The following is a 23,398-nucleotide window of genomic DNA, read 5'->3' on the forward strand; positions in this document are numbered from 1 at the left end:
CCCGCCCTCACCGGCGGGCCCGGGCCTCCGGCGTCCCACGGCGCGTCGGATCACGCTGAGCACCTGTTCCGTCACTTAACATCTGGCGAGGCGCGCCACGGGCGTGCACGCAGGCCGACGACCGGGGGCACGGTATGGCGGACCCGGACCGGGGACGGCGCGAGGACGACACCCGTCCCACGCAGCGGTGGGACCGCGTCGCCGAGCCCGACGTGGTGCCGGTGCTCGGTCGCCCGCCCGTACCGCCGGTATCCAGTCGCGCCGCCGCGCCGCGGTACGGCGCGCGCCCGGCCGGGGGTGGCAGCCCGGCGGGCACCGTCGCCGACGCCCCTTCGGCCGAACGCCCGTGGGACGACGGGCCGTGGGACGAGCACTGGGACCAGCTCGTCTCGGACGACGGGTCCTGGGACGACATCCCCTCGGACGGCGGCACCTCGGTCGATGGCTCCTGGGACGACCAGTCGTGGGACGACCAGTCCTGGGACGACCCGTCGTGGGACGACGACGGCGAGGAGCCGGCCGGCGGCCCCCGGCGCCGCGAACCGCGGTGGCAGGTGGTGTCCCGCGGCATCGGCGAGCTGTTCGTGACGGCCGGTCTGGTGCTGCTCCTGTTCGTCGTCTACGAGGTGTACGTCACCGACCTGCTCACCGACCGCCGGCAGGGCCAGCTCAGCGCCGAGCTGCAGGAGCGCTGGGAGGACGCCCCCGCCGACGCCGGCCTGGTCCAGGTGGAGATCGGGGACGCGTTCGGCGTCCTGCGGATCCCGCGGCTGGGCGAGGACTACGCGCGCGTCATCCTCGAGGGGACCACCGAGAACGAGCTCTCGCAGGGCCCGGGCCACTACGCCGACACGGCGATGCCCGGTGAGCCCGGCAACGTCGCGCTGGCCGGCCACCGCGTGGGCAAGGGCTCGCCCTTCCTGGAGCTGGACGCGATGCGCGCCGGCGACCCGATCGTCGTGGAGACCGCCGACACCTGGTTCGTGTACCGGGTGCTGGGCGACCCGGCGACCGGCGACGTCGACGCCGACCCCAGCGGGATCCCCGGCATGCAGATCGTCAGCCCGAGCGACGTCTCGGTCATCGCCCCGACGCCGAACGCCGATGTCGCCGTCGGGCCGACGGGCTCCTACCTCACGCTCACGACCTGCCACCCGCGGTTCTCCGCGAAGCAGCGGCTGATCATCCACGCGGAGCTCGACGGCGCGGGCATCCCCAAGGCGGAGATGCCCGACGGCCCGCCGGCGTTGCGCGAGAGCTGACCGAGGAGGCTGCGATGTACGGCTGGATCTGGCGTTCCCTGCCCGGCGGGAGGGGCGCGAAGACGCTGGAGGCGCTGGTGCTGGCGCTCGCCGTCTGCGCCCTGCTGCTCTTCGTCGTCTTCCCCTGGGTGGAGCCGCAGCTGCCCTGGAACGACGTCACCGTCGACGGCTGACCCGGCTCACCCCCGGTCGAGCGCGCTCAGCACGGCGTCGAGCACCCGGGTCGCGCCGAAGCGGACGACGTCGTCGCTGACCAGCCCGGTCTCCGCCGCGGCGGACCCGACCGCGGCCCGGGCGTCGGCGTCGTCCAGCCCGGCGGTGTTCAGCGCGACGGCGGCGACCCGCGCGGGGCGCACCCACCCGGCGGCCTGCTCGTAGCCGCGCACGATCTCGCCCAGCGACGGGAGCGCGGTGCCCGGGTAGTCGGCGATCGCGGTGCGCCCGGCCCGGTGGCACAGCACCAGCGCGTCCGCCGAGGAGCCGTGCAGCAGGCCGAGCGTCACCCCCGAGTAGGCCGGGTGGTGGATCGAGCCCTGGCCCTCCAGCCAGAGCAGATCACCACGGGTCGCCCCCTCGCGCACCAGCCGGTCGGCGGCGCCGGCGACGAAGTCGGAGATCACGTGGTCCACCGCCATGCCCCACCCCGAGATGGCGACCCCGGTCTGCCCGGTGGCCACGAACACCGAGCGCAGCCCGCGGTCCCGCGCGGCCTGGTCGAGCTCCAGGACGACGCTCATCTTCCCGATCGCGCAGTCCGAGCCCACCGTGTGCACGACCCGGGCCCCGACCGGCCCGGTAAGCGGCACCCCGAGGTCGTCCGGCACCGCCCGCAGGTCCCGGATCCGGACCCCGGCCGCCCGGGCGGCCGCCGCCAGTTCAGGATCGGCGCCCAGATCCGTGTGCAGCCCCGCCTCGACGTGCATCCCCAGGCGCAGCGCCGCGAGCAGCGTCCGCCGCCAGGTGTCGGTCAGCCGGCCCCCGAGCGGGGCCACGCCGAGCAGCACCGTCGTCGCGCCGAGCTCCCGGGCCGCCGCGACGTCGGCGACGACCGGCACGGGGCGGGCGCAGAACGGGACGACGTCCACCGCCCGCTGCCCGGCGTGGACGTCGTCGATCACGCACACGACCTCGCGGGCGCCGTAGCGCAGCACCCCGTGGGCGGTCTTGGCGTAGGACTCCGCGAGCTGGCCACCGGTGAGGACGGCGAGCCGTTCGGCGCTCACGCCGCATCCTCCGTGACGAGCCCGAGCCCCGGTGCGTCCGGCAGCACCAGCCGCCCGTCCCGCAAGCCCAGGCCGGTGAACGGCTCGTCGCTGATCAGCAGGTGGCCGTCCAGGTCGACCAGATCGGCGAGGGGGCCCAGCTGGGCGGCCTGCGCGATGCCGAGCTGCGACTCGATCATGCAGCCGAGCATCACCCGCAGGTCCAGCGCGGCCGCCGCGGCGATCATGCGGTGGGCCTCGCGGATGCCGCCGCACTTGGCCAGCTTCACCACGATGCCGTCCGCGTAACCGGCGATGCCGGCCACCGAGGCCAGGTCCTTGCAACCCTCGTCGACGAAGACCGGGAGCCGGCCGGGCAACTCGCGGTAGCGGGCGAACGAGTCCAGGTCGGCTGCCGGGAACGGCTGCTCGATCATCTCGACCCCCAGCTCGCGCAGCCGGGGCAGGAGGTCGCGGGCCTGGTCGAGGGTCCAGCCCTCGTTGCCGTCGATCCGCAGCGGGGCGTCGGTGACCGACCGGATCGCCTCCAGCCGGGCGAGGTCCTCCGGCCCGCCCACCTTCACCTTGTAGACGGCGAAGCCGGGGGCGCGCCGGACCCGGGCGGCGGTCTCGGCCACGGTCGTGATCCCGATGGTGAAGCTCGTCGGCGGGAGCACCCCGTCCAGCCCCAGCAGCCGCCAGACCGGCAGGCCGTAGCGGCGGCCCACCCAGTCGTGCACCGCCCCGTCGAGGGCCATCTTCGCGCCCTGCGGGCCGTCCCAGGCGCGCAGCCGGCGGGCGATGCCCTCCAGGTCGCGCAGGTCGTCGCCGAGCAGCGCGCGCCCGTCCGCGGCGACGGCGTCGGCCATCGCGGGCACCGACTCGCCCCAGTAGGCCACCGGCGCGCCCTCGCCGTACCCGCGGACGCCCCCGTCGGCGAGCCCGACCACGAGCACCTCCTCGGTGTCCACCGACGAGCGGGCGATGGTGAACGTGTCGCGCAGGCGCAGTGTCAGGCGACGGCAGGTGAGTTCCACGGGGTGAGTCTGGCGGGCCACGGCCGGGATGTCTCGAACAGGCAACGATCCTGCTCAGCGGTCGGTTCGGGTTGTCGGCCGGCAGCGACGGGGTCAAGGTCGGAGGTGGACGACCTGCCCCGACCCCGGAGGTTCCCGTGCGCACCACCCGACTCCTGTCCCTGGGCGCCGTCGGCGCGCTCGCCCTCTCCGCCTGCGGCGGCGGTGGGGAGAGCGTCGACACCGGTGGCGGCGGTGGCGGCGGCGGGGACAACGTGCTCGTGGCCGCGGTGAGCGCGCAGCCCGACAAGCTCGACCCGCACACGACGACGGCCTACCCGGCGTTCCAGATCCTGGAGAACGTCTACGACACCCTCGTCGTCCCGGCCGCCGACGACCTGACGATGGAGCCCAGCCTGGCCGAGAGCTGGGAGACCAGCGAGGACGGGCTGACCTGGACGTTCACCCTCCGCGAGGGCGTCACGTTCCACGACGGCAGCGAGTTCGACGCCGCCGACGTCGTCTACTCGTACAACCGGATCATCGACGAGGAGCTCGCCAACTCGTACCGGTTCGCCAACGTGGAGTCGGTCGAGGCGGCCGATCCGCAGACCGTCGAGATCACCGTCAGCCAGCCGACGCCCAACCTGCCGGCGCTGATCGGCGGCTTCAAGGGCATGGCGATCCTGCCCGAGGGCGCGGCCGAGGAGTTCGACCTCAACACCGAGGCGGTCGGCACCGGCCCGTTCCAGCTGGAGAGCTCGGACGCGAGCAGCACGGTGCTGACCCGGTTCGACGAGTACTGGGGCCAGGAGCCCACGCTCGACGGGGTCGAGTTCCGCTACATCACCGAGCCGGCCGCGGCGCTCACCGCGCTGCAGAACGGCGAGGTGCAGTGGACCGACAACATCCCGCCGCAGCAGATCGAGTCGCTGGAGGGCGACGACGCCGTCGAGCTGGCCACCACGCCCAGCGTCGACTACTGGTACATGAGCATGAACTACGACCGGGAGCCCTTCGGCAACCCGCAGGTGCGGCAGGCGATCGCCACCGCCATCGACCGCGCCGCGGTCACCGAGGCGGCCCGGTTCGGGGCGGCGCAGCCCAACCAGACCGCCATCCCCGAGGACAGCTTCTACTACTACGACTACGCCCCGTTCGAGCCGAGCGCCGAGGAGGCGCAGGCGCTGCTGGAGCAGGCCGGCGTCCAGACGCCCATCACGATGGGCCTGATGGTCACCGACGAGTTCCCCGAGACCGTCACCGCCGCGCAGGTCATCGCCAGCCAGCTGCAGCCGATCGGGATCAACGTGGACGTCCAGACCGTGGACTTCGCGACCTGGCTGGACCGGCAGAGCCAGGGCGACTTCGACGCCTTCATGCTCGGCTGGCTGGGCAACATCGACCCGTTCGACTACTACCACTCGCAGCACATCACCGACGGCTCGAACAACTACCAGGGCTACAGCAACCCCGAGGTGGACCGGCTGCTCACCGAGGCGTCGACGGAGACCGACGAGGACACCCGCAAGGACCTCTACGACCAGGCGGCGCAGCTCATCGTCGACGACGTCTCCTACGTGTACCTCTACAACCCTGACGTCGTGCAGGCCTGGGCGCCGGGGCTGTCCGGGTACGAGATCCGCGCCGACAAGGCGATCAACTTCGAAGGCGTGGAGTTGCCCTGACCGGCTACGTCCTCCGGCGGATCGGCCAGTCGGCGGTCGTCCTCGCCGGAGTGAGCGTCATCGTGTTCGGCCTGGTGCACCTCGTACCGGGCGATCCGGTGCGGCTCGCCCTGGGCACCCGCTTCTCGCAGCAGAGCTACGACGCCCTCCGCGAGCGGTCGGGGCTGGACCAGCCGCTGGTCGAGCAGTTCTTCGGCTGGTTCGGCCGGGCCCTGACCGGGGACCTGGGGGTCAGCTTCCGCAGCGGCGAGACGGTGACCTCCCAGATCGCCGAGCGGCTGCCGGCCACGTTGACGCTGGCGTTCGCCGCGATCCTGGTCGCCCTGCTCATCGCCATCCCGCTGGGCACGATCTCGGCGCTGCGCCCGCGCTCGCTCGTCGACCGGGTCGCCACCGTGATCAGCCAGTTCGGCATCTCGGTGCCCGACTTCTGGATGGGGATCGTGCTGATCCTGGTCTTCGCCGGGACGCTGGGCTGGCTGCCCTCGGGCGGGTACGTGCCGCTCAGCGAGGACCCCGGAGCCTGGTTCCAGCGGCTGCTCATGCCGGCGTTGGTGACCGGCGTGGTCTCCGGTTCGGTGATCACCCGGTTCGTCCGGTCCAGCATGCTGGAGGCCCTGGGCGCCGACCACGTGCGGACGGCGCAGGCCAAGGGGCTGCCGCAGCGGCAGGTCTTCTCCTGGCACGTGCTCCGCAACGCCCTGCTGCCACTGGTCACGGTGACCGGCGTGCAGCTGGCCTACCTGCTGTCGGGGGTGGTCGTCGTGGAGATCGTCTTCTCCTGGCCGGGGCTGGGTCAGCTGGCCCTGCAGGCGGTGCAGGCCCGCGACTACCCGGTGCTGCAGGGTGCCATCCTGCTGTTCGCGCTGGTCTTCCTGGTGATCAACCTCGTCGTCGACCTCCTCTACACCGCCATCGACCCGCGGATCCGCCGATGAGCATCCAGCCGACCCCCGGGCCGCCGCCCTACCAGGAGCCGAGCGGCGAGCGCCGCCCGGAGGCCCCCGAGGAGCCCCCGGGCGGATCGCCGCAGCGGGAGTCGCGGTCGGCGCCGCCCACGCTGCGCCCGGCCCGCCCGCGCTGGCGGGAGACGCTCGGCCTGCTGGCGCGCAACCCGACGGCGGCGATCGCCTCGGCGGTCCTGCTGCTGATCGTGGTCGTGGCCTTCTTCGACGACACGTTCGCCCCGGAGGGGGCCAACGAGATCTCGGTGACCGACCGGCTCCAGTCGCCCAGCTGGGAGCACCCGTTCGGCACCGACGACCTCGGCCGGGACATCCTCAGCCGGGTCATCCTCGGCGCCTCGGTGTCGCTGCGGGTGGGCTTCCTCGCCGTCGGCTTCGCGCTCGTCGTCGGCACCCTGATCGGCCTGCTCGCCGGCTACTACGGCAAGTGGGTCGACGACGTCCTGATGCGGTTCATGGACATGCTCTTCGCGTTCCCCGCCGTGCTGCTGGCGATCGCCGTCCTCGCCGTCCGCGGACCCGGGTCGGGCAACACCGCGCTGGCGATCGGGATCGTCTACACGCCGATCTTCGCCCGGGTCACCCGCGCGAGCGTGCTGGGCGTGCGCGAGGAGGTCTACGTGCGGGCGTCGCGGTCGGTGGGGGCCTCGGACTGGCGGATCCTCACCCGGCACATCCTGCCGAACGCCGCGCCGCCGATCATCGTGCAGACCTCGATCAGCCTGGCGTTCGCGGTGCTGGCCGAGGCGGCGCTGTCGTTCCTCGGTCTGGGCACCCAGCCGCCCAACCCCTCGTGGGGGCTGATGCTGGCCGAGGGACGCGGCTACATCGACCTGGCCTGGTGGCTGGCGTTCTTCCCGGGGATGGCGATCTTTCTGACCGTGCTCTGCTTCAACCTGCTCGGCGACGGGCTCCGCGACGCGCTGGACCCGCGGCAGCGCACCCTGATGGCCGGGGGTGGCAAGTGAGCGGCGAGCCGGTGCTGGAGGTCGAGGACCTGCGGGTGCGGCTGCGCACCCCGCGCGGGCCGGCCGACGTCGTCAACGGGCTGAGCTACACCGTCGGCGCGGGGGAGACGGTCGCCGTGGTCGGGGAGTCCGGCAGCGGCAAGAGCGTCTCGGTGCTGGCGCTGCTCGGCCTGCTCCCCGCCCGGGTGGCGACGGTGACCGGCCGGGCGCTGCTGCAGGGCGAGGACCTGCTGACCATGTCACCCGAGCGGCTGCGCCAGGTGCGCGGCCCGGGCGCCGGCATGGTGTTCCAGGACCCGATGACCTCGCTGAACCCGGTGCTCACCATCGGCCGGCAGCTGGTCGAGGGCATCCGGGCGCACGGCGACGTCTCCAAGGCCGACGCCCGGACCCGCGCGGCGGACCTGCTCCGCGAGGTCGGCCTGCCCGATCCCGAGAAGGCGCTGGACCGCTACCCGCACGAGCTGTCGGGCGGCATGCGCCAGCGGGTGGTCATCGCGATCGCGCTGAGCAACTCCCCGTCGCTGCTGATCGCCGACGAGGCGACCACCGCGCTCGACGTCACGGTGCAGGCGCAGATCATCGACCTGGTCGAGAAGCTGCAGGCCGAGCACGGCACCGGCGTCATCTGGATCACCCACGACCTCGGTGTGGTCGCCGGGATCGCCGACCGGGTGCTGGTCATGTACGGCGGCCGGTGCGTGGAGGACGGCACTGTCGACGACGTCCTGGAGCGCCCGGCACACCCCTACACCCGTGGGCTGCTGGGCTCGCTGCCCGACCTGGCCGCACCGGTGGGCCCCGACGGCGAGGTGCCCGAGCTGACCGCGATCCCGGGTCTGCCGCCGCCCCCCACCGACCTGCCGCCGGGCTGCGTGTTCTGGCCGCGCTGCCCGGTGCGGGCCGATCCGCGCTGCGAGACGGAGCAGCCGCCGCTGGCGGTCGTCTCCCGCGCCGCGGCCGGCGGGCCGGCGGGCGCGACCGCGTCGAGCGCCTACGCCGGCGAAGGGTCGGGGAAGGGCGCGGGGCTGCCGCACCGCGCGGCCACCTGGTGCACCGAGGGCACGGACGGGGGGAGCCCGGCATGAGCGAGGACGTGCTGGTCTCCGCCCGCGGCCTGGAGGTGCACTTCCCCGTCGGGGGCGGCGGCCTGCGCCGGGCGCCGGCGAGCGTGCTGCGCGCCGTCGACGGCGTCGACCTGGACATCCTGCGCGGCGAGACCCTGGGCCTGGTGGGGGAGTCCGGCTGCGGGAAGTCGACGCTGGGCAACGCGCTGCTGCGGCTGGTGCCGCCGACCGGGGGGACGATCACCTTCGACGGCACCGACGTCACCTCGCTGGACCGCCGCGGTCTCAAGGAGATGCGCCGCCGGGCCGGAATGGTGTTCCAGGACCCGTTCGCCTCCCTCGACCCGCGGCGCACCGTGGCCCAGACGGTGAGCGAGCCGCTGGAGGTGCACGGCCTGCGCTCGGGCAAGCGCGAACGCGCGGCGCGGGTGGGCGAGCTGCTGGAGCTCGTGGGCCTGGACCCGGTGGTGGCCGGGCGCTACCCGCACGAGTTCTCCGGTGGGCAGCGCCAGCGCGTCGGCATCGCCCGGGCGCTGGCGGGGGAGCCGGACTTCCTGGTCTGCGACGAGGCGATCGCCTCCCTCGACGTGAGCGTGCAGGCCCAGGTGCTCAACCTGCTGCGCCGGCTGCAGCGGCAGCTGGGGCTCACCCTGCTGTTCATCTCCCACGACCTCTCCGCCGTCCGGCACATCTCCGACCGGATCGCGGTCATGTACCTGGGGCGGATCGTGGAGATCGGGCCCGCGGCCGCCGTGGGCAGCGAGCCGCAGATGCCGTACACGCAGGCGCTGCTGTCGGCGGTGCCCGTGCCGCACCCGGCGCAGGAGCGGGCGCGGGAGCGGATCGTGCTGCACGGCGACGTCCCCTCGCCCTCCGACGTCCCCTCGGGCTGCCGGTTCCGCACCCGCTGCCCGTACGTCTTCGAGCCGTGCGACGACGTCGACCCGGCGCTGCAGCCGGCCGGGTCGCCCGGCCAGCTGGCCGCATGCCACCTGCACGGCGTCGCCGGCACCCCCGTGACGAAGACCCCGGAGGGCGTCACCGCCGACCCCTGGGGGTCGGGGTCAGACGGCGGGGCCGACCAGCCGGGGGCGGGCCGCGGCGATCCCGACGGCCGTCTGACCCACCACCACGACCAGCAGGAGCAGCAGCCCCGGGACCCACTCCCCGGTGGCCTCGTGCAGCAGGCCGACGCCCAGCGGGCCGGTGGCGGCCAGCAGGTAGCCCACGCTCTGCGCCGACGCGGACAGCCGGCCGGTCTGGGCGACGTCGCGGGTGCGCTGCAGGATCAGCGCCATGGCCAGCGGGAAGGCCGCTCCCGTGCCGATGCCGTAGAGCAGCGTCCACAGCAGCGGGGCCGCGGCCGGGGCCACGAGCAGCCCCACGATCGCCACGATCACCGGCACGGTGCCGACCAGCACCCACCCCTGCTGGCCGGGGCGCCGCGCGGCCAGCGGCGGGACCACCAGGGAGGCGGGGACGCCCAGCGCGGCGGCGAGCGCCAGCAGGCCGCCGGCCGCGACTGGGGAGACGCCGGCCTCGGCCTGGAGGATGTCGGCCAGCCAGGTCAGCATCGCGTAGAACGAGAGCGACTGGAGCCCGAAGAACAGCGTGACGGCGAGCGCCACCCGGTCGCGCAGCACCGCGGTGCGGGCGCCCGAGGGGGCGGGCGGCGGAGGGGGGACGTCGCGCCGAGCACGGGCGAGCGCGGCCACGGCGACCAGGGCGGCCAGCACCGGCACGCCCCACAGCAGCAGGCCGACCACGGCGCTGCCGGCCGCGGCGGCCAGCGGCTGCGCCAGCCCGGCCCCGATGCTGGCGGACGCCGCCATGGAGGCGACGATCATCCCCACGACCACCGCGCTGCGCGCGCCGTACTCCGCACGCGCGACCGCGGGCAGCAGCACGTTGGCGATGGCGATGCCCCCGGTGAGCAGCACGGTGCCCACGTAGAGCCCGGGCGTGGCGGCCAGTCGCAGCAGGATCCCGATCGCCAGGAGGGCGACGCCGAGCAGCACGGCGCGGTGCACGCCGACGCGGCCGGCGAGAGCGGGGGCGAACGGTGAGATGAGCCCGAAGCAGACCAGCGGCAGGGCGGTGACGACGGCGAGCGCGCCCGTGGAGAGCGTCAGCTCGTCGCCGAGCTCCCCGAGGAGCGGGCCCACGGCGGCGAAGGGCGCGCGCAGGCAGAGCGCGACCAGGACCATCGCCACGGCCGGCAGGGCCAGCCGCCATGCGGGGCGGGTGCGGGTGCCGGTACCGGTCACGACCGGGAGCTGCGGCCGAGGTCGTGCTCGATCTGGGTGGCGGTCTCCAGCAGCGGCGGCACGTACTCGTCCTCCAGTTGCTCCAGCGAGGTGCGGCTGGCGCTGACCGAGAGGTTCACCGCGGCGACGACGGCGCCGCTGCGGTCGCGGACCGGTGCGGCGGCCGAGCGCAGCCCCTCCTCCAGCTCCTGGTCGACCATCGCGTAGCCCTGCGCCCGCACGGTGGCCAGCACGCGGCGCAGCTCCGCGGCGTCGGTGACGGTGCGCGAGGTCAGCGCGGGCAGCTCCGCCCGCGCCAGGTAGGCGTCGAGCTCCTCGTCGGGCAGGCCGGCGAGGAGGACCCGGCCCATGGACGTGGCGTGGGCCGGGAAGCGGGTGCCGACGGTGATCATCACGGTCATGATGCGCTTGGTGTGCACCCGCGCCACGTAGACGACGTCGTCGCCGTCGAGCACCGACAGGGAGGAGGACTCCTCGACCCGGGCGACCAGCGCCTCCAGGTGCGGCTGCGCGACCTCGGGCAGGGTGAGCCCGGACAGGTAGGAGTAGCCCAGCTCCAGGACCCGGGGGCGCAGCGAGAACTCCCGGCCGTCGGCGCGCACGTAGCCCAGCTGCACCAGCGTGAGCAGGAAGCGGCGGGCGGCCGCCCGGGTGAGCCCGGTGGCGCGGGCGACCTCGCTCAGCTGGAGCCTCGGGTGCTGGGCGTCGAAGGCGCGGATGACGGCGAGACCGCGGTCGAGGGACTGCACGAAGGTGCCGTCCCGGACGGGCACCGGCCGCTCGTCGGGCACGGAGGTCACGGCGCTCCTTCGGTCGGATCGGTGGTGAGCGGCATCACTGTACGGTGCGCATCGGGAACGCGAGTGCGGTATGCGCACGGATACGGCACGGTCACGACCGTTTGACGTGACAGCGCTCACGTGTCAGCGTTCCTCCGTTCACATCGCACACATGCGTTCGCATAGCGAACACATGTGACGCTCGGTCGTCATCGAAGGAGATCTCATGCGCCGCACCGTCGCTGCGTTCGTCACCGCGCCGCTGATGCTGGTCGCCGCCTGCGGCGGCTCCGACGAGGAGGCGGGCGGCACCACCGGTGGTGGCGAGGGCGGCGGGCTCGAGCAGGTGTCGGTCGGCGTCATCCCCATCGTCGACGTCGCGCCGATCTACCTCGGTGACCAGCAGGGCTTCTTCGAGGAGTGCGGCCTCGACCTGACCCTGGAGACCGGTCAGGGCGGCGCGGCCATCGTGCCCGCGGTCGTCAGCGGCCAGTCGCAGTTCGGCTTCAGCAACGTCACCTCGCTGCTGCTCGCCGCCAGCGAGGGCCTGCCGCTGCAGGTCGTCGCGAACGGCGTCGCCTCGACCGGTGAGCAGGGGGCCGACTTCGGCGCCGTCGTCACCACCCCGGACTCCGGCATCACCGGTGCCGCCGACCTCGCCGGCCGCACCGTGGCGGTCAACACGCTGAACAACATCGGGACGACGACGGTGCGCGAGTCGGTCCGGGCCGCCGGTGGCGACCCGGACAGCATCCAGTTCGTCGAGCTGCCGTTCCCGGAGATGCCGGCCGCCCTCGAGCAGGGCAACGTCGACGCCGCCTGGGTGGTGGAGCCCTTCCTGGCCCTGTCGACCGGTGAGGGCGCCCAGGTCGTCACGTCGAACTTCGTCGACACCGCCGACGACCTCACCGTGGCCACGTACTTCACCAGCCAGCAGTACGCCCAGCAGAACCCCGAGGCCGTCGAGTGCTTCAGCGACGCGATGGCGCAGTCGCTGGAGTACGCCCAGGAGAACCCGGACGCCGTCCGCGAGATCCTCGGCGAGTACACCCAGATCGACCCGGCCGTCGCCGAGCAGATGACGCTGCCGGCGTGGCCGGCCGAGATCAACCGCGACTCGGTGCAGACCCTTGCGGACCTCGCGGTCGAGGACGGGCTGCTCGACGAGGCGCCGGATCTGGACGCCCTGCTGCCGTGACCGGGTCGACCGCCACCCGGGCGTCGGCGGATCCCGCCGCCTCGCCGGCCCGCTCTCCGCAGGCGGGCCGGCGGCGGCAGGTGCCGGCCTGGGCCCTGGGGCTGCTGGGCCTGCTCGCGCTGATCGCGCTGGTCGAGATCGCGCCGCGGATCGGCCTGGTTCCGCGGCGCTGGTTCCCGCCGTCCTCGGAGATCGGCGCCGAGCTGCTCGTGCAGTTCGGCCGCCCGGAGTTCTGGACCGCGGTCCTGGACACCCTCGAGGGCTGGGCGATCGGCCTGGCGATCGCCGCGGTGGCCGGCGTGCTGCTCGGGCTGCTGCTCGGCACGTTCCGGTTCGCCCGCGAGTTCACCGCCTCCACCATCGAGTTCCTGCGCCCGATCCCGTCGGTGGCGCTGATCCCCATCGCCGTCCTGCTGTTCGGCAACGACCTGGAGAGCGAGCTGCTCCTGGTCGTCTACGCCTCCTTCTGGCAGATCCTCATCCAGGTCCTCTACGGCGTGCAGGACGTCGACCCGGTCGCGCAGGACACCGCGCGCGCCTACGGGCTGGGCCCCTGGGCGCGGGTGCGGCACGTCACCTGGCCCACCGCGCTGCCGTACGTGATGACCGGGCTGCGCCTCGGGGCCGCCGTGGCGCTGATCCTCGCGGTCACCGCCGAGCTCGTCATCGGCACCCCGGGCCTGGGGCAGCTGCTCAACAACGCGCAGAGCAGTGGCGCGGTGGCGGCCACCTACGCGATCGTCGTCGTCACCGGGATCCTCGGCGTGATCGTCAACCTGGTCTTCCGGGCCGTCGAACGGCGGGCGCTGTCGTGGCACCCGTCCCAGCGAGCGGAGGTGGCGGCATGAGCGTGCTGCGTCGCGTGGCGATGACCCTCGGCCTGCCGGTCATCCTGCTCACCGCCTGGTGGTTCGCCAGCGCCGGGAGCACCAACTTCTTCTTCCCGCCGCTGTCGGAGATCCTCGAGAGCCTGGTCGAGGAGTGGTTCGGCCCGCGCCTGGCCGCCGACGTCTGGCCGAGCCTCTACCGCCTGGCGGCCGGCTACGCCCTGGCCGTCGCGGTGTCCCTGGCCCTCGGCGTGCTCATCGGCACCTCCCGCACGGTGCGGGCGGTGACCGAGCCGGTGTTCGAGTTCTTCCGGGCCATCCCGCCGCCGGTGCTGGTGCCCATCTTCATCCTGCTGTTCGGCCTCGGCGACGGCATGAAGATCGTCGTCATCGCCTTCGGCTGCATGTGGCCGATCCTGCTGAACACCGTCGAGGGCGTGCGCGCCGTCGACGAGGTGCTCAGCGACACCGGCCGCGTGTACGGCCTCCGCGGCTGGTCCCGGCTGCGCCGCCTGGTGCTGCCCAGCGCCAGCCCGCAGATCTTCGCCGGGCTCCGCCAGGGGCTCTCGGTCGCGATCATCCTCATGGTCATCAGCGAGCTCTTCGCCGCGACCAACGGGCTCGGCTACGCCGTCGTCCAGGCCCAGCGCAGCTTCGCCATCGCGGAGACCTGGGCGGGCATGCTCATGCTCGGCCTGCTCGGCTTCCTGCTGGCCCTGCTGTTCCGGATCGTCGAGAGCCGGCAGCTCGCCTGGTACCACGGCCTGCGCCGCGCCCAGCGCTCCTCCTGACCTCCTTCACCACCTGGAAGGTTCCCCATGCTCGACGTCCGCGGCATCAAGAAGGTCTACGAGAGCAAGGACCGCACGGTCGAGGCCGTCCGCGACCTCACGTTCACCCTCCCGGCCGGGGAGCTCGCCTGCCTGGTCGGGCCCTCCGGCTGCGGCAAGACCACGCTGCTGAAGATCATGTCCGGCCTGCTGGAGCCGACGTCCGGCGAGGTCCGCATGGAGGGCGAGGTCGTCAACGGCCCCCCGCCGGGGATGGCCGTGGTCTTCCAGGAGTACGGGCGCAGCCTCTTCCCGTGGATGACGGTGCGGGAGAACGTGGAGCTGCCGCTGAAGCAGAAGAAGCTGCCCGCCGCCCGCCGCAACGAGCTGGTGGAGGAGTCGCTGGCCGCCGTCGGCCTGGCCGAGGCGCACGCGGCCTACCCGTGGCAGCTCTCCGGCGGGATGCAGCAGCGCGTGGCCATCGCCCGCGCGGTCGCCTACGAGCCGCACGTGCTGCTCATGGACGAGCCGTTCGCCGCCGTCGACGCGCAGACCCGCGCCGACCTCGAGGACCTCATCCGCGACCTGTGGCACAAGTTCGGCGTCACCACGCTGTTCGTCACCCACGACATCGACGAGGCGGTCTACCTCGGGCAGCGGGTGCTCATCCTGTCGAACTCGCCGACGGTCATCCGCGACGACCTGGTGATCGACCTGCCCGACGAGCGCGACCAGCTCACCACCCGCTCGTCCCCGCGGTTCGCCGAGCTCCGCGCGCGGGTCTACGAGCAGATCCACCGGCCCAAGGACGAGCCGGCCGAGGAGCCGGCGCAGCCGGTGGCCGCGAGTCCGGTGACCGGGCCCGCACCGGCCGCACCCGACCACTCGGGGTTCTGACCGCTCCCCGAGGGGCCCGGCGCGAGACGCGCGAAACGGGGCCCCGGCAGCTGCGCCGGGGCCCCGTTCGCCGTCTCTCGCGGGCTCAGCGGTTGGCGCGCTCCGCCTGGGCGAAGCCGGCGCGCAGGAACCTGTCGATGTCGTGCCACGTCGGTGCGGCGCGGTTGACCACCCGCTCGCGCCCGGCGTGGTTCGTCATCCACGTCGTGGAGACCTCGGCGCCGATGATGTCGTCGACCGAGTGGCCGGCGTCCGGCACGAGCGTGAACCTCGCCTCGTTCCCCTCGGCCGTCGTCGTGTCGTAGACGAGCCGGCTCTGGTTGTACGGCAGCAGCGGGTCGGCCAGGCCGTGGAGCACCCACACCGGGATCTCCTCGCCCTCGATGTAGCTGCTCGGGTCCGCGGCCTCGGTCTCCTCCGGGCACGCCTGGATGCTCAGCTGGCCCGGGAACTCCTCGCCGGGGCAGTGGATCAGCAGGCTCTCCGGGGACGTCGGGGCATCGTGGGGGTAGATCCCCGGCTGCATCGGCAGGTCGTTGTCCGCGGCGAACGTGTCCATGGAGAGGAAGTCGGTCGGCGGGAAGAACGGCACGGCCACCTGCACGGCGCTGGAGGTGCCGTCGACGCCCGTCTCCCCGGGCAGCTGCTCGATGTCGCTCGTCGTCGCGGCGAACGCCGCCGACCAGCCGCCCGAGGAGTTGCCCATGAACGCGAAGCGGTCCGGGTCGAGGCCGTACTGCGCGGCGTTCTCCCGCAGGTAGCGGACGGCGGCCCGCACGTCGTAGCCCTGCTCGGGGAACCGGGCGTCGGCGCTGGAGCGCACGTTGATGGTGGCGACGGCGTAGCCGCGGCCGGTGAACTCCTCGACGACGTCGAGCGCCTGCTCGCCGGTCTTCACGTCGTTGCTGAACCACGCGGAACCGGAGTGCCAGACGACCAGCGGCAGGGCGTGCCGGCGGGGGGTGCCGGGGAGGTGCAGGTCGAGCAGGTTACCCGGGGTGGCCGGGCCGTAGGCGAGGTCGCTGATCACGGTCGGCTCGGGAGCGGGCGGTGCCGCCTGGGCGGGCGTGGCCAGGGCCAGCGCGACGGTGGAGGCGGCGGCGAGGCCGCAGGCGGCGGTGATCGCGCCCTGTCGTCGGGGTGCACGTGCGGTGTGCTGCATGGGATCCGGACTCCATTCCTGGTGGCGACGTTGCCGGTGCGGAGCGTGGGTGGTGTGAGGCTAGGCACACCCTCGGCCGGACACGAGGAGCAGCTTCCACTCGCTGGAAACCGGCTGGGACCGGGCGATGCGGCGCCGCCGCGGGAGTCGAGCGTGTGTGCCGATCGGCAGATCGAGCCGCGCTTCCTGCCGGTCCGCGCACGGCGTCCGGCGCCGGGTTCGGCGCGGTGGGCCGGGAGCGGGCGTCCGGGGTGACGCACTAGCCTCGACGGCGCCAGGAGGGCTCGCCTAGTGGCCGATGGCGGCGGTCTTGAAAACCGCTAAGAGGTAACCCCTCTTCGTGGGTTCGAATCCCACGCCCTCCGCGCTGCGGTGCCGCAGGGCGTCGTCACCTCGCCCCGGCACGTCTCCGCGCTGCCGCCTGACCTGCGGCGGATCCCACCCCGCACCCGATCGTCCCAGACAGTGGGACGCTGCCGGGTCGGATCCGGCGGTCCGGGAACTGTTTCGCAACGGTAAAGAGCCTGGTCGGATCCGTAGTCGCCCGCCGCGGGGTGCGGCCCCTGCGTAACCGGGCGGTGTCGATATGTAGACACACGTGCAGGCCGCATCTAACGTCCCGCTCGACCGTCCGCGAGCGGCCGCCGGTGGCCCCCCACCGTCCGGCTGGACGGTCTTCCTCCGAACGCAGGAGAACCATCCTTGAAGAGAGCTCTGGCCGTCGTCGCCGGTGCCGCCCTGGTCATGGCGGTTCCCGTGACGGCTTCCGCCGCACCCCCCGCAGAAGACGCCCCCGCGACCCCGCAGCGCGCCCACGACCTGCCCAACCCGCTCGCCGAGACGCAGCAGGCGCTGCGTGCCGAGGCACTCGAGCAGGTGCTCACCGGGCAGGCCACGCCGCGCGGCAACAACAAGGTGGTCGAGGTCGCCCGGGGCCGCTACGTCGAGCTGGCCCAGGAGGACAGCGACGCGATCTGGACCGTCCTCGGCGAGTTCAGCGACCTGCCGCACAACTCGATCCCGGAGCCCAAGCGGTCGGTGGACAACACCACCATCTGGACCCCGGACTTCTCGCAGGGCTACTTCGACACCCTGCTGTACAGCTCCGAGCCGGGCGTCAACTCGGTGGCCAACTTCTACGAGCAGCTCTCCTCGGGCCGCTACACCGTGACCGGCGAGGTCGAGGACTGGGTGCAGGTGCCCGGCACCGGCGCCTCCTACGGCGACAACGACCTGGGCGACAGCGCCGTCTGGGGCTTCATCAACGACTCGGTCAACACCTGGTACGCCAACCAGCTGGCCGCCGGCAAGACGGCCGAGCAGATCGACGAGTACCTCTCGCAGTTCGACGTCTGGGACCGCTACGACTCCGACGGCGACGGCAACTTCGACGAGGCCGACGGCTACATCGACCACTTCCAGGCCGTGCACTCCGGCGAGGGTGAGGAGGTCGGTGGCGGCGTCCTCGGCGACGACGCCATCTGGAGCCACCGCTGGTACAACCAGACCAACCGGATCGGCACCGCCGGCCCGACGGTCAACGGTGCGGTCAACCCGCTCGGCGGCACGCAGGTCGGTGGGTCGAAGTACTGGATCGGTGACTACACCGTCGAGCCCGAGAACGGCGGCGTCGGCGTCTTCGCCCACGAGTTCGGCCACGACCTCGGTCTGCCCGACCTGTACGACACCTCCGGCAACAGCGGCGGCGCGGAGAACAGCACCGCCTTCTGGACGCTGATGAGCTCCGGCTCCTACGGCAACTCCGGCCGCCCCGAGGACGGCATCGGCACCCAGCCGATCCACATGGGCGCCTGGGAGAAGCTGCAGCTGGGCTGGCTCAACTACGAGGTGGTGCAGCCCGGCGAGAGCGCGAACCTGCGCCTCGGCCCGGCGGCGTACAACTCCAAGGAGAACCAGGCCGCCGTCGTCGTCCTCCCGGACAACGAGGTCACCACCACGATCGGCACCCCGTTCGAGGGCGAGGACTTCTGGTACTCCGGCTCGGGCGACAACCTCGACCACAGCATGCTGGCGCCCAAGCCCGCGGGGGCGGCTGAGCTGACCGCCCAGGTCAAGTACGAGATCGAGGCGGACTGGGACTACGCGTACGCGGTGTACACCACCGACGGCGGGGCCACCTTCACGTCGATCCCGACCAACCTGTCGACGACCACCGACCCCAACGGCCAGAACTTCGGCCACGGCATCACCGGCAGCACCGGTGGCGAGTGGGTCGAGCTCACGGCCGGCCTGGCGGGCGTGCCCGACGGGGCGCAGGTCGGCTTCCGGTACTGGACCGACGGCGCGGCCACCGAGCCGGGCCTGCAGGTCGACGCCGTGGCCATCGACGACGCACCGGTGACCGACTGGACGCTGGACGGCTTCGAGCTGACCACCGGTACGACGACGAACTCGTACTTCAACGCCTACATCCTCGAGAACCGGGCCTACACCGGCTACGACACGGGGCTGAAGACGGGGCCGTACAACTTCGGTGACCCGCGGCGTCCGGACTGGGTGGAGCACTTCCCGTACCAGGACGGCCTGCTGATCAGCTACTGGAACACCCAGTACAACGACAACAACGTCGGCGCCCACCCCGGTGCGGGCCTCGTCCTCCCGGTCGACGCCCACCCGGGCCTGCTCTACGAGCCGACCGACGACGAGGGTGAGGACCGCACCAACGGCGAGAGCTGGCGGCCGCGGGTCCAGTCCTACGACTCGACCTTCGGGCTCCAGCCGACGGACAAGCTGACGCTGCACGACCCGGACACCGGCGTGGCCGGCCGGGTCGGCGGTCTCCCGGCCGTCCGCACCTTCGACGACACGCTCGACTGGTGGGTGGCCCCGGGCGAGCAGCCCGACGCCAACGGCTGGACCGGCGTCGACGTGCCGAAGACCGGCACGACGATCACCGTCACCGGCATGAGCGCGCAGGGTGCGCTCATGCAGGTCCGGGTCAACTGACCCGGTAGCGCAGCACGCGAACGGCCCGCCGGCACCCGCCGGCGGGCCGTTCCGCGTCCCCGGGACGGTGCGCCGGGCAGCGACGTGCGGGCGCGGCGCGCGACCCCCCGGGGACGGCGCCCGCAGCGCGCATCGCGGCCCCTCGGCGCGGCCGCCCGACATGCCGGGCGGCAGCGCCGGCGAGGGGTGACCGGTCCGACCGCCGACGGCATCCACGCTGGTCGACGCGGTGCATGTCGACATGGCGGTGGCCCGCGGGACGGGTCACCGTGCCGCGGCAGGGGCGGTCGCAACGATCCGGTGACGGGCCTTCCGGTGAGGCGCCGAACCCGCCGATCGCGGGGTCGGTGCGCCGTAACTTCTCCCGTGATCGCGGCACCTTCCCCGGCCGCGACGAGGCACGGAGGAGTTTCCCGGTGATCATGGGCACGATGCTGCTGTGGCCCGCCGCGGCGGTGCTCGGTTTCCTGCTGTGCACCGCGGTCGTGGTCGCGCTCGGCGCGAGCTCCACCGCCCGGTACGAGTACGCCGGCGCGGCCGCCACCCAGCAGGTCCAGCGCGCGGCGGCGAGGGCCGCCGGCACCCACCCGGCCGGGCGCCGCGCCGCCCCCGCCCCGGCCGGGCGCGGGACCCAGCGGAGCCCCCAGGCGGTCGCCCTCGCCGTCCGGCCCGCCGCGGCGCCCGCGCCCGCGCGGCCGGCCGGCCCCACTCCCGGGGCCGCCAACGGCTGGTGGCTGGTCGACGGGTCGGCGCAGGCCATGGCCGGCCCCTTCGCCGACCGGATCGACGCCGACTGGGCGGCGCTGGCGGGTGAGCTGGCGGCCGTGACCGTGTTCGGCGTCCCCCGGGCCGACGGCACGATCGCCCCGCGCCCCTCGCCGGCGGACCGGGTCTGGCTGACCGAGCTCGGCGACCAGCTCGACCGGCTACCCGAGGACTGGGACGCGCTGCTGACCGACACCGACCCGCTGACGACCCTGGTCGTGGAGGTCGCCGCGGCGCTGGTCGAGGCCGGGCTGCCGCTGCACGACGCCGCCGGGAGCGGAACGTCGGGCGGGGTCTGCCTGGTGCCCGAGACCGCGTCCTGCGGGGTGCTGGTCAGCTGGCGGACGCACGACCGGATGGGCGTGCAGCACTCGCGCGGCGAGGCGGCGCACGTGGTCGTGCAGGAGGTCATGGCCGCCGCCCTCGCCGACACGCTGGCCGAGCTCGGCTTCGTCGTCCAGACCGTCGGGGCGACCGGGGTCACCCTGGTGACCGCGCTGCGCTGAGCGCCGCTCCCACGAGGCGACGCGGAACCGGTGGCGAACGCTCGGTGAACGCTGCGTCCGGGCCGTAACCGCGGGCCGGGCCGCTCAATGGACGGGCCGTGATCACCCGCACGCCGCCGTTCTCCCGCCGCACCGCCCTGCAGCTGGCCGCCGTCACCGGCGCCGGGGTCGCAGGCGCGGTGTCCGCAGGGCCCGCTGCCGCCGCGCCGTCCCCCGCCCGCATCCCCGGGCCGTTCGCGCACGGGGTCGCCTCCGGCGATCCGCTGCCCGACGCCGTGGTCCTCTGGACCCGCGTGACGCCCGACGCCCGGTCGACGCCGGGCTCCGGTGCCGGCCCCGTCGTCGAGGTCGGCTGGGAGGTGGCCACCGACCCCGGTTTCCGCCGCGTCGTCCGCCGGGGCCGGGTCCGCACCGGCCCGGCGACCGACCACACGGTGAAGGTGGACGCCGCCGGGCTGCGGCCGGGCACCGGCTACTGGTACCGCTTCAGCTGCCGGGGGGCGACCTCCCCGGTGGGCCGCACCCGCACGGCGCCCGCCACCGGTGCCGCCGTGCCGCGGCTGCGCATGGCGGTGGTCTCCTGCGCCAACCTGCAGGCCGGCTGGTTCACCGCCTACCGGCACCTGGCCGCGCGCGGGGACCTCGACCTCGTGGTGCACCTGGGTGACTACCTGTACGAGTACGCGCCGGGGGAGTACCAGGCGCGTGACGTCGTCGTCCGGCCGCACGACCCGCCGCACGAGATCGTCACCCTCGCCGACTACCGGCGCCGGCACGCCCAGTACAAGGCCGACCCCGACCTGCAGGCCCTGCACGCCGCCGCGCCGTGGGTGGTCACCTGGGACGACCACGAGAGCGCCAACGACGCGTGGTCCGGCGGCGCGGAGAACCACACGGAGGGCGCCGAGGGCGCCTGGCCGGCTCGCCGCGGGGCCGCCCAGCAGGCCTACACCGAGTGGATGCCGGTGCGCTACACGCCGGGCGGCCGGCTCTACCGGCGGCTGCGCTTCGGCCGGCTGGCCAGCCTGTCGATGCTCGACCTGCGCACCTACCGCGACCAGCAGGCCGCCTCACCGCTCGACCCCGCCCTCGGGGACCCCGGCCGCACGCTGACCGGGCCGGAGCAGCTGGAGTTCCTGCTCGACGGGCTGGCCGACGACGCGGTGCAGTGGAAGCTGGTGGGCAACCCGGTGATGATCGCGCCGGTGCGGTTCCCGAACGGGCTGGACCTGCGGGCGACCCAGGCGATCGCCGGCCTGGTCGGCGTGGACCTCCCGCGGGTGACCGGCCTGCCCTACAACGTCGACCAGTGGGACGGCTACCCCGCCGAGCGGGACCGGGTGCGGGCGCACCTGCGCGACCGCGCGCTGCGCGGCACCGTCTTCCTCACCGGTGACATCCACTCCGGCTGGGCGGCCGAGCTGCCGGCGGACGACGCCACCTACCCGCTGACGCGCGACAGCCTCGGCGTGGAGCTCGTGTGCACCTCGGTGACCAGCGACAACCTCGACGACATCCTCGGCACCCCGCCCCGGACGACGTCCCTGGCGGTGGAGACCGCGATCCGGTTGGCCAATCCGCACGTGAAGCACCTGGACTTCGACTCGCACGGCTTCTCGGTCCTCGACGTCACCCCGGAGGCGGTCCAGATGGACTGGTACGTCCTCACCGACCGCACCGATCCGGCGTCGGCCGCGGTCTGGTCGACGTCCTGGCGGACGCCGGCCGGCACCGGCCGCGTCGAGCGTGCGCCCCGGCGGCTGGCGTGAGCGGCCCGGCGCAGGGGATGGACCGCCGGCAGTTCCTCCGGGTCACCGCCGCGGGCGGCGCGGCCGTCGTCCTGTCGACGGCGCTCGGGGCGCCGCGGGCCCGGGCGGCCGACCGGCTGCGGGTCTACGTGCTGGTCGTCGACGGGACGCGACCGGAGGAGATCACCCCGCTGCTCACGCCGAACCTGCACCGGCTGAAGACGGGGGGCACCTGGTTCCCGTCGGCGCGCTCGCTGCCGGTGATGGAGACCATCCCCAACCACGTGATGATGATGACCGGCGTCCGGCCCGACCGGTCCGGGGTGCCGGCCAACTCCGTGTACGACCGGGCCGAGGGCGCCGTCCGCGACCTGGACCGCCCCTCGGACCTCCGCTTCCCCACGCTGCTGGAGCGGGTGAACGCCACCGGCCGCACCACGGGCACCGTGCTGTCGAAGGAGTACCTGTACGGGATCTTCGGTGAGCGGGCCACCTACCGCTGGGAGCCGTTCCCGGTCATCCCCGTCACCGGGCACGCGCCGGACGCCGCGACCACCGACGCGCTGATCGCGATGGTCGACGAGGCCGACCCCGACCTTGTCTTCGTCAACCTCGGCGACATCGACCGGGTCGGCCACAGCGATCTGACCGGCAGCACCCTGCGGGTGGCGCGCGCTCTCGCGCTGGGCAGCACCGACCTGCAGGTGGGCCGCTTCGTCGCGCACCTGCAACGCACCGGCCGGTGGGCCGGCAGCGTGCTGGTGGTGCTCGCCGACCACTCGATGGACTGGTCGGTGCCGACGAACCTCGTCTCGGTGGACGCCGTCCTGCGGCCGCGCCCGGACCTGCGGCAGTCGGTGCAGATCGCCCAGAACGGAGGCGCGGACCTCCTCTACTGGACCGGCCCGGCCGCGCAGCGGGCCGCTGGGCTGGCGGAGGTGCGGCGGCTGGTCGCCGCACACCCCGGCGTGCTGTCGGTGCACCGGCCGGCGGAGCTGCGGCTGGGGCGGGAGGCCGGCGACCTGGTCGCCTATTGCCGGGCCGGCTGGCGCTTCACCGACCCGACGCCGCTGTCCAACCCCATCCCCGGCAACCACGGGCACCCGGCCACCGAACCGATCCCGTTCCTGGTGGCGGGCGGGCACCCCCTGGTGCGGGCGGGCGCGGTCAGCGGGGCGCCCGCGCGCACGGTGGACGTCGCGCCGACCGTCGGCGCGCTGTTCGGCCTGGGTGCACCGCGGGGCGGGTACGACGGCGCAGCGCGCACGGAGGCGTTCACCCGGCTGTCCGGGCGGCGGTAGCCGATCGCAGCGGGGGGTTGCCCACCTCTCGGGGGGACGCGGC

At 73.8% G+C, this 23,398-nt stretch carries 19 protein-coding genes, 1 tRNA gene and 1 pseudogene; 16 read left to right on the plus strand and 5 right to left on the minus strand.

The features are described 5' to 3' along the window. Positions 1-134 precede the first annotated feature (134 nt). Together ACI79Q_RS10530 and ACI79Q_RS10535 are read left to right on the plus strand one after the other, a co-directional pair. Positions 135-1,262: a class E sortase gene (locus ACI79Q_RS10530; RefSeq protein WP_456600228.1), complete on the plus strand. Its 1,128-nt coding sequence runs from the start codon at positions 135-137 to the stop codon at positions 1,260-1,262. Between the two features lie 14 nt (positions 1,263-1,276). Next, positions 1,277-1,435, plus strand: a complete 159-nt coding sequence (locus ACI79Q_RS10535; protein WP_456590603.1) for a hypothetical protein — start codon at positions 1,277-1,279, stop codon at positions 1,433-1,435. Between the two features lie 6 nt (positions 1,436-1,441). On the opposite strand, the gene ACI79Q_RS10540 is transcribed toward ACI79Q_RS10535, so the two are convergent. Together ACI79Q_RS10540 and ACI79Q_RS10545 are read right to left on the minus strand one after the other, a co-directional pair. After that, positions 1,442-2,485, minus strand: coding sequence for a DUF1611 domain-containing protein (locus ACI79Q_RS10540; protein ID WP_456600229.1), 1,044 nt, complete (start codon positions 2,483-2,485; stop codon positions 1,442-1,444). Next, complete coding sequence (locus ACI79Q_RS10545) at positions 2,482-3,501, minus strand: dipeptide epimerase (RefSeq protein WP_456600230.1); 1,020 nt, start codon at positions 3,499-3,501, stop codon at positions 2,482-2,484. Before ACI79Q_RS10545 ends, ACI79Q_RS10540 begins: the two co-directional genes overlap by 4 nt. Positions 3,502-3,638: 137 nt before the next feature. On the opposite strand from ACI79Q_RS10545, the gene ACI79Q_RS10550 reads away from it, so the two are divergent. The 5 genes and pseudogenes from ACI79Q_RS10550 to ACI79Q_RS10570 form a co-directional block, all read left to right on the plus strand. Continuing rightward, positions 3,639-5,168: an ABC transporter substrate-binding protein gene (locus ACI79Q_RS10550; RefSeq protein ID WP_456590606.1), complete on the plus strand. Its 1,530-nt coding sequence runs from the start codon at positions 3,639-3,641 to the stop codon at positions 5,166-5,168. Further along, complete coding sequence (locus ACI79Q_RS10555) at positions 5,165-6,106, plus strand: ABC transporter permease (protein WP_456590637.1); 942 nt, start codon at positions 5,165-5,167, stop codon at positions 6,104-6,106. Before ACI79Q_RS10550 ends, ACI79Q_RS10555 begins: the two co-directional genes overlap by 4 nt. After that, positions 6,103-7,101, plus strand: coding sequence for an ABC transporter permease subunit (locus ACI79Q_RS10560; RefSeq protein WP_456600231.1), 999 nt, complete (start codon positions 6,103-6,105; stop codon positions 7,099-7,101). Before ACI79Q_RS10555 ends, ACI79Q_RS10560 begins: the two co-directional genes overlap by 4 nt. Beyond that, the gene (locus tag ACI79Q_RS10565) at positions 7,098-8,189 is read left to right on the plus strand and encodes an ABC transporter ATP-binding protein (RefSeq protein WP_456613580.1); all 1,092 of its coding nucleotides are present in this window, start codon (positions 7,098-7,100) and stop codon (positions 8,187-8,189) included. Before ACI79Q_RS10560 ends, ACI79Q_RS10565 begins: the two co-directional genes overlap by 4 nt. Beyond that, positions 8,186-9,103: pseudogene (locus tag ACI79Q_RS10570) on the plus strand (ABC transporter ATP-binding protein); the annotation flags it as partial. The gene ACI79Q_RS10565 and the pseudogene ACI79Q_RS10570, both read left to right, overlap by 4 nt. Positions 9,104-9,232: 129 nt before the next feature. Here the strand turns inward: ACI79Q_RS10570 and ACI79Q_RS10575 are convergent. Then, positions 9,233-10,435, minus strand: a complete 1,203-nt coding sequence (locus tag ACI79Q_RS10575) for an MFS transporter (RefSeq protein ID WP_456600233.1) — start codon at positions 10,433-10,435, stop codon at positions 9,233-9,235. Beyond that, positions 10,432-11,235 (minus strand): IclR family transcriptional regulator domain-containing protein, encoded by an 804-nt coding sequence (locus ACI79Q_RS10580; RefSeq protein WP_456590611.1) that lies wholly within the window; start codon positions 11,233-11,235, stop codon positions 10,432-10,434. The genes ACI79Q_RS10575 and ACI79Q_RS10580 overlap by 4 nt, the downstream gene beginning before the upstream one ends. Positions 11,236-11,440: 205 nt before the next feature. On the opposite strand from ACI79Q_RS10580, the gene ACI79Q_RS10585 reads away from it, so the two are divergent. Genes ACI79Q_RS10585 through ACI79Q_RS10600 form a run of 4 tightly spaced genes read left to right on the plus strand, consistent with a single transcriptional unit; the run spans position 11,441 to position 14,906 of the window. Further along, on the plus strand, positions 11,441-12,412 hold the full coding sequence (locus ACI79Q_RS10585) for an ABC transporter substrate-binding protein (RefSeq protein WP_456590612.1): 972 nt from the start codon (positions 11,441-11,443) through the stop codon (positions 12,410-12,412). Further along, complete coding sequence (locus tag ACI79Q_RS10590; protein WP_456600234.1) at positions 12,409-13,260, plus strand: ABC transporter permease; 852 nt, start codon at positions 12,409-12,411, stop codon at positions 13,258-13,260. Before ACI79Q_RS10585 ends, ACI79Q_RS10590 begins: the two co-directional genes overlap by 4 nt. After that, positions 13,257-14,030, plus strand: coding sequence for an ABC transporter permease (locus ACI79Q_RS10595; protein ID WP_456613582.1), 774 nt, complete (start codon positions 13,257-13,259; stop codon positions 14,028-14,030). Before ACI79Q_RS10590 ends, ACI79Q_RS10595 begins: the two co-directional genes overlap by 4 nt. A gap of 27 nt (positions 14,031-14,057) precedes the next feature. Next, positions 14,058-14,906, plus strand: coding sequence for an ABC transporter ATP-binding protein (locus tag ACI79Q_RS10600; protein ID WP_456590616.1), 849 nt, complete (start codon positions 14,058-14,060; stop codon positions 14,904-14,906). Positions 14,907-14,991: 85 nt separating this feature from the next. Here ACI79Q_RS10600 and ACI79Q_RS10605 read toward each other — a convergent pair whose 3' ends face one another. Beyond that, positions 14,992-16,068 carry an alpha/beta hydrolase fold domain-containing protein gene (locus ACI79Q_RS10605; RefSeq protein WP_456614667.1) on the minus strand — a complete coding sequence of 359 codons (1,077 nt, stop codon included), beginning with the start codon at positions 16,066-16,068 and terminating at the stop codon, positions 14,992-14,994. A 277-nt stretch (positions 16,069-16,345) separates the two neighbouring features. Here ACI79Q_RS10605 and ACI79Q_RS10610 point away from each other — a divergent pair. From ACI79Q_RS10610 to ACI79Q_RS10630, 5 genes are all read left to right on the plus strand, one after another. Further along, positions 16,346-16,433: transfer RNA gene (locus tag ACI79Q_RS10610), tRNA-Ser, on the plus strand. Positions 16,434-16,770: 337 nt separating this feature from the next. Continuing rightward, positions 16,771-19,035 (plus strand): immune inhibitor A domain-containing protein, encoded by a 2,265-nt coding sequence (locus ACI79Q_RS10615; RefSeq protein ID WP_456590618.1) that lies wholly within the window; start codon positions 16,771-16,773, stop codon positions 19,033-19,035. 422 nt (positions 19,036-19,457) lie between these two features. After that, positions 19,458-20,306: a hypothetical protein gene (locus ACI79Q_RS10620; protein ID WP_456614672.1), complete on the plus strand. Its 849-nt coding sequence runs from the start codon at positions 19,458-19,460 to the stop codon at positions 20,304-20,306. Positions 20,307-20,404: 98 nt separating this feature from the next. Then, on the plus strand, positions 20,405-22,075 hold the full coding sequence (locus ACI79Q_RS10625; protein ID WP_456614668.1) for an alkaline phosphatase D family protein: 1,671 nt from the start codon (positions 20,405-20,407) through the stop codon (positions 22,073-22,075). Continuing rightward, positions 22,072-23,355, plus strand: coding sequence for an alkaline phosphatase family protein (locus ACI79Q_RS10630; protein WP_456590620.1), 1,284 nt, complete (start codon positions 22,072-22,074; stop codon positions 23,353-23,355). The genes ACI79Q_RS10625 and ACI79Q_RS10630 overlap by 4 nt, the downstream gene beginning before the upstream one ends. Positions 23,356-23,398: the final 43 nt, after the last annotated feature.

The organism is Blastococcus sp. SYSU DS0828 (genome assembly GCF_054050975.1).

What these genes read in the sequence shown, in the direction of transcription:
- ACI79Q_RS10530 (WP_456600228.1), top strand. Translation starts at nt 135, where the DNA reads ATGGCGGACCCGGACCGGGGACGGCGCGAGGACGACACCCGTCCCACG.
- ACI79Q_RS10535 (WP_456590603.1), top strand. Translation starts at nt 1,277, where the DNA reads ATGTACGGCTGGATCTGGCGTTCCCTGCCCGGCGGGAGGGGCGCGAAG.
- ACI79Q_RS10560 (WP_456600231.1), top strand. Translation starts at nt 6,103, where the DNA reads ATGAGCATCCAGCCGACCCCCGGGCCGCCGCCCTACCAGGAGCCGAGC.
- ACI79Q_RS10585 (WP_456590612.1), top strand. Translation starts at nt 11,441, where the DNA reads ATGCGCCGCACCGTCGCTGCGTTCGTCACCGCGCCGCTGATGCTGGTC.
- ACI79Q_RS10595 (WP_456613582.1), top strand. Translation starts at nt 13,257, where the DNA reads ATGAGCGTGCTGCGTCGCGTGGCGATGACCCTCGGCCTGCCGGTCATC.
- ACI79Q_RS10600 (WP_456590616.1), top strand. Translation starts at nt 14,058, where the DNA reads ATGCTCGACGTCCGCGGCATCAAGAAGGTCTACGAGAGCAAGGACCGC.
- ACI79Q_RS10605 (WP_456614667.1), bottom strand. Translation starts at nt 16,068, where the DNA reads ATGCAGCACACCGCACGTGCACCCCGACGACAGGGCGCGATCACCGCC.
- ACI79Q_RS10620 (WP_456614672.1), top strand. Translation starts at nt 19,458, where the DNA reads ATGGGCACGATGCTGCTGTGGCCCGCCGCGGCGGTGCTCGGTTTCCTG.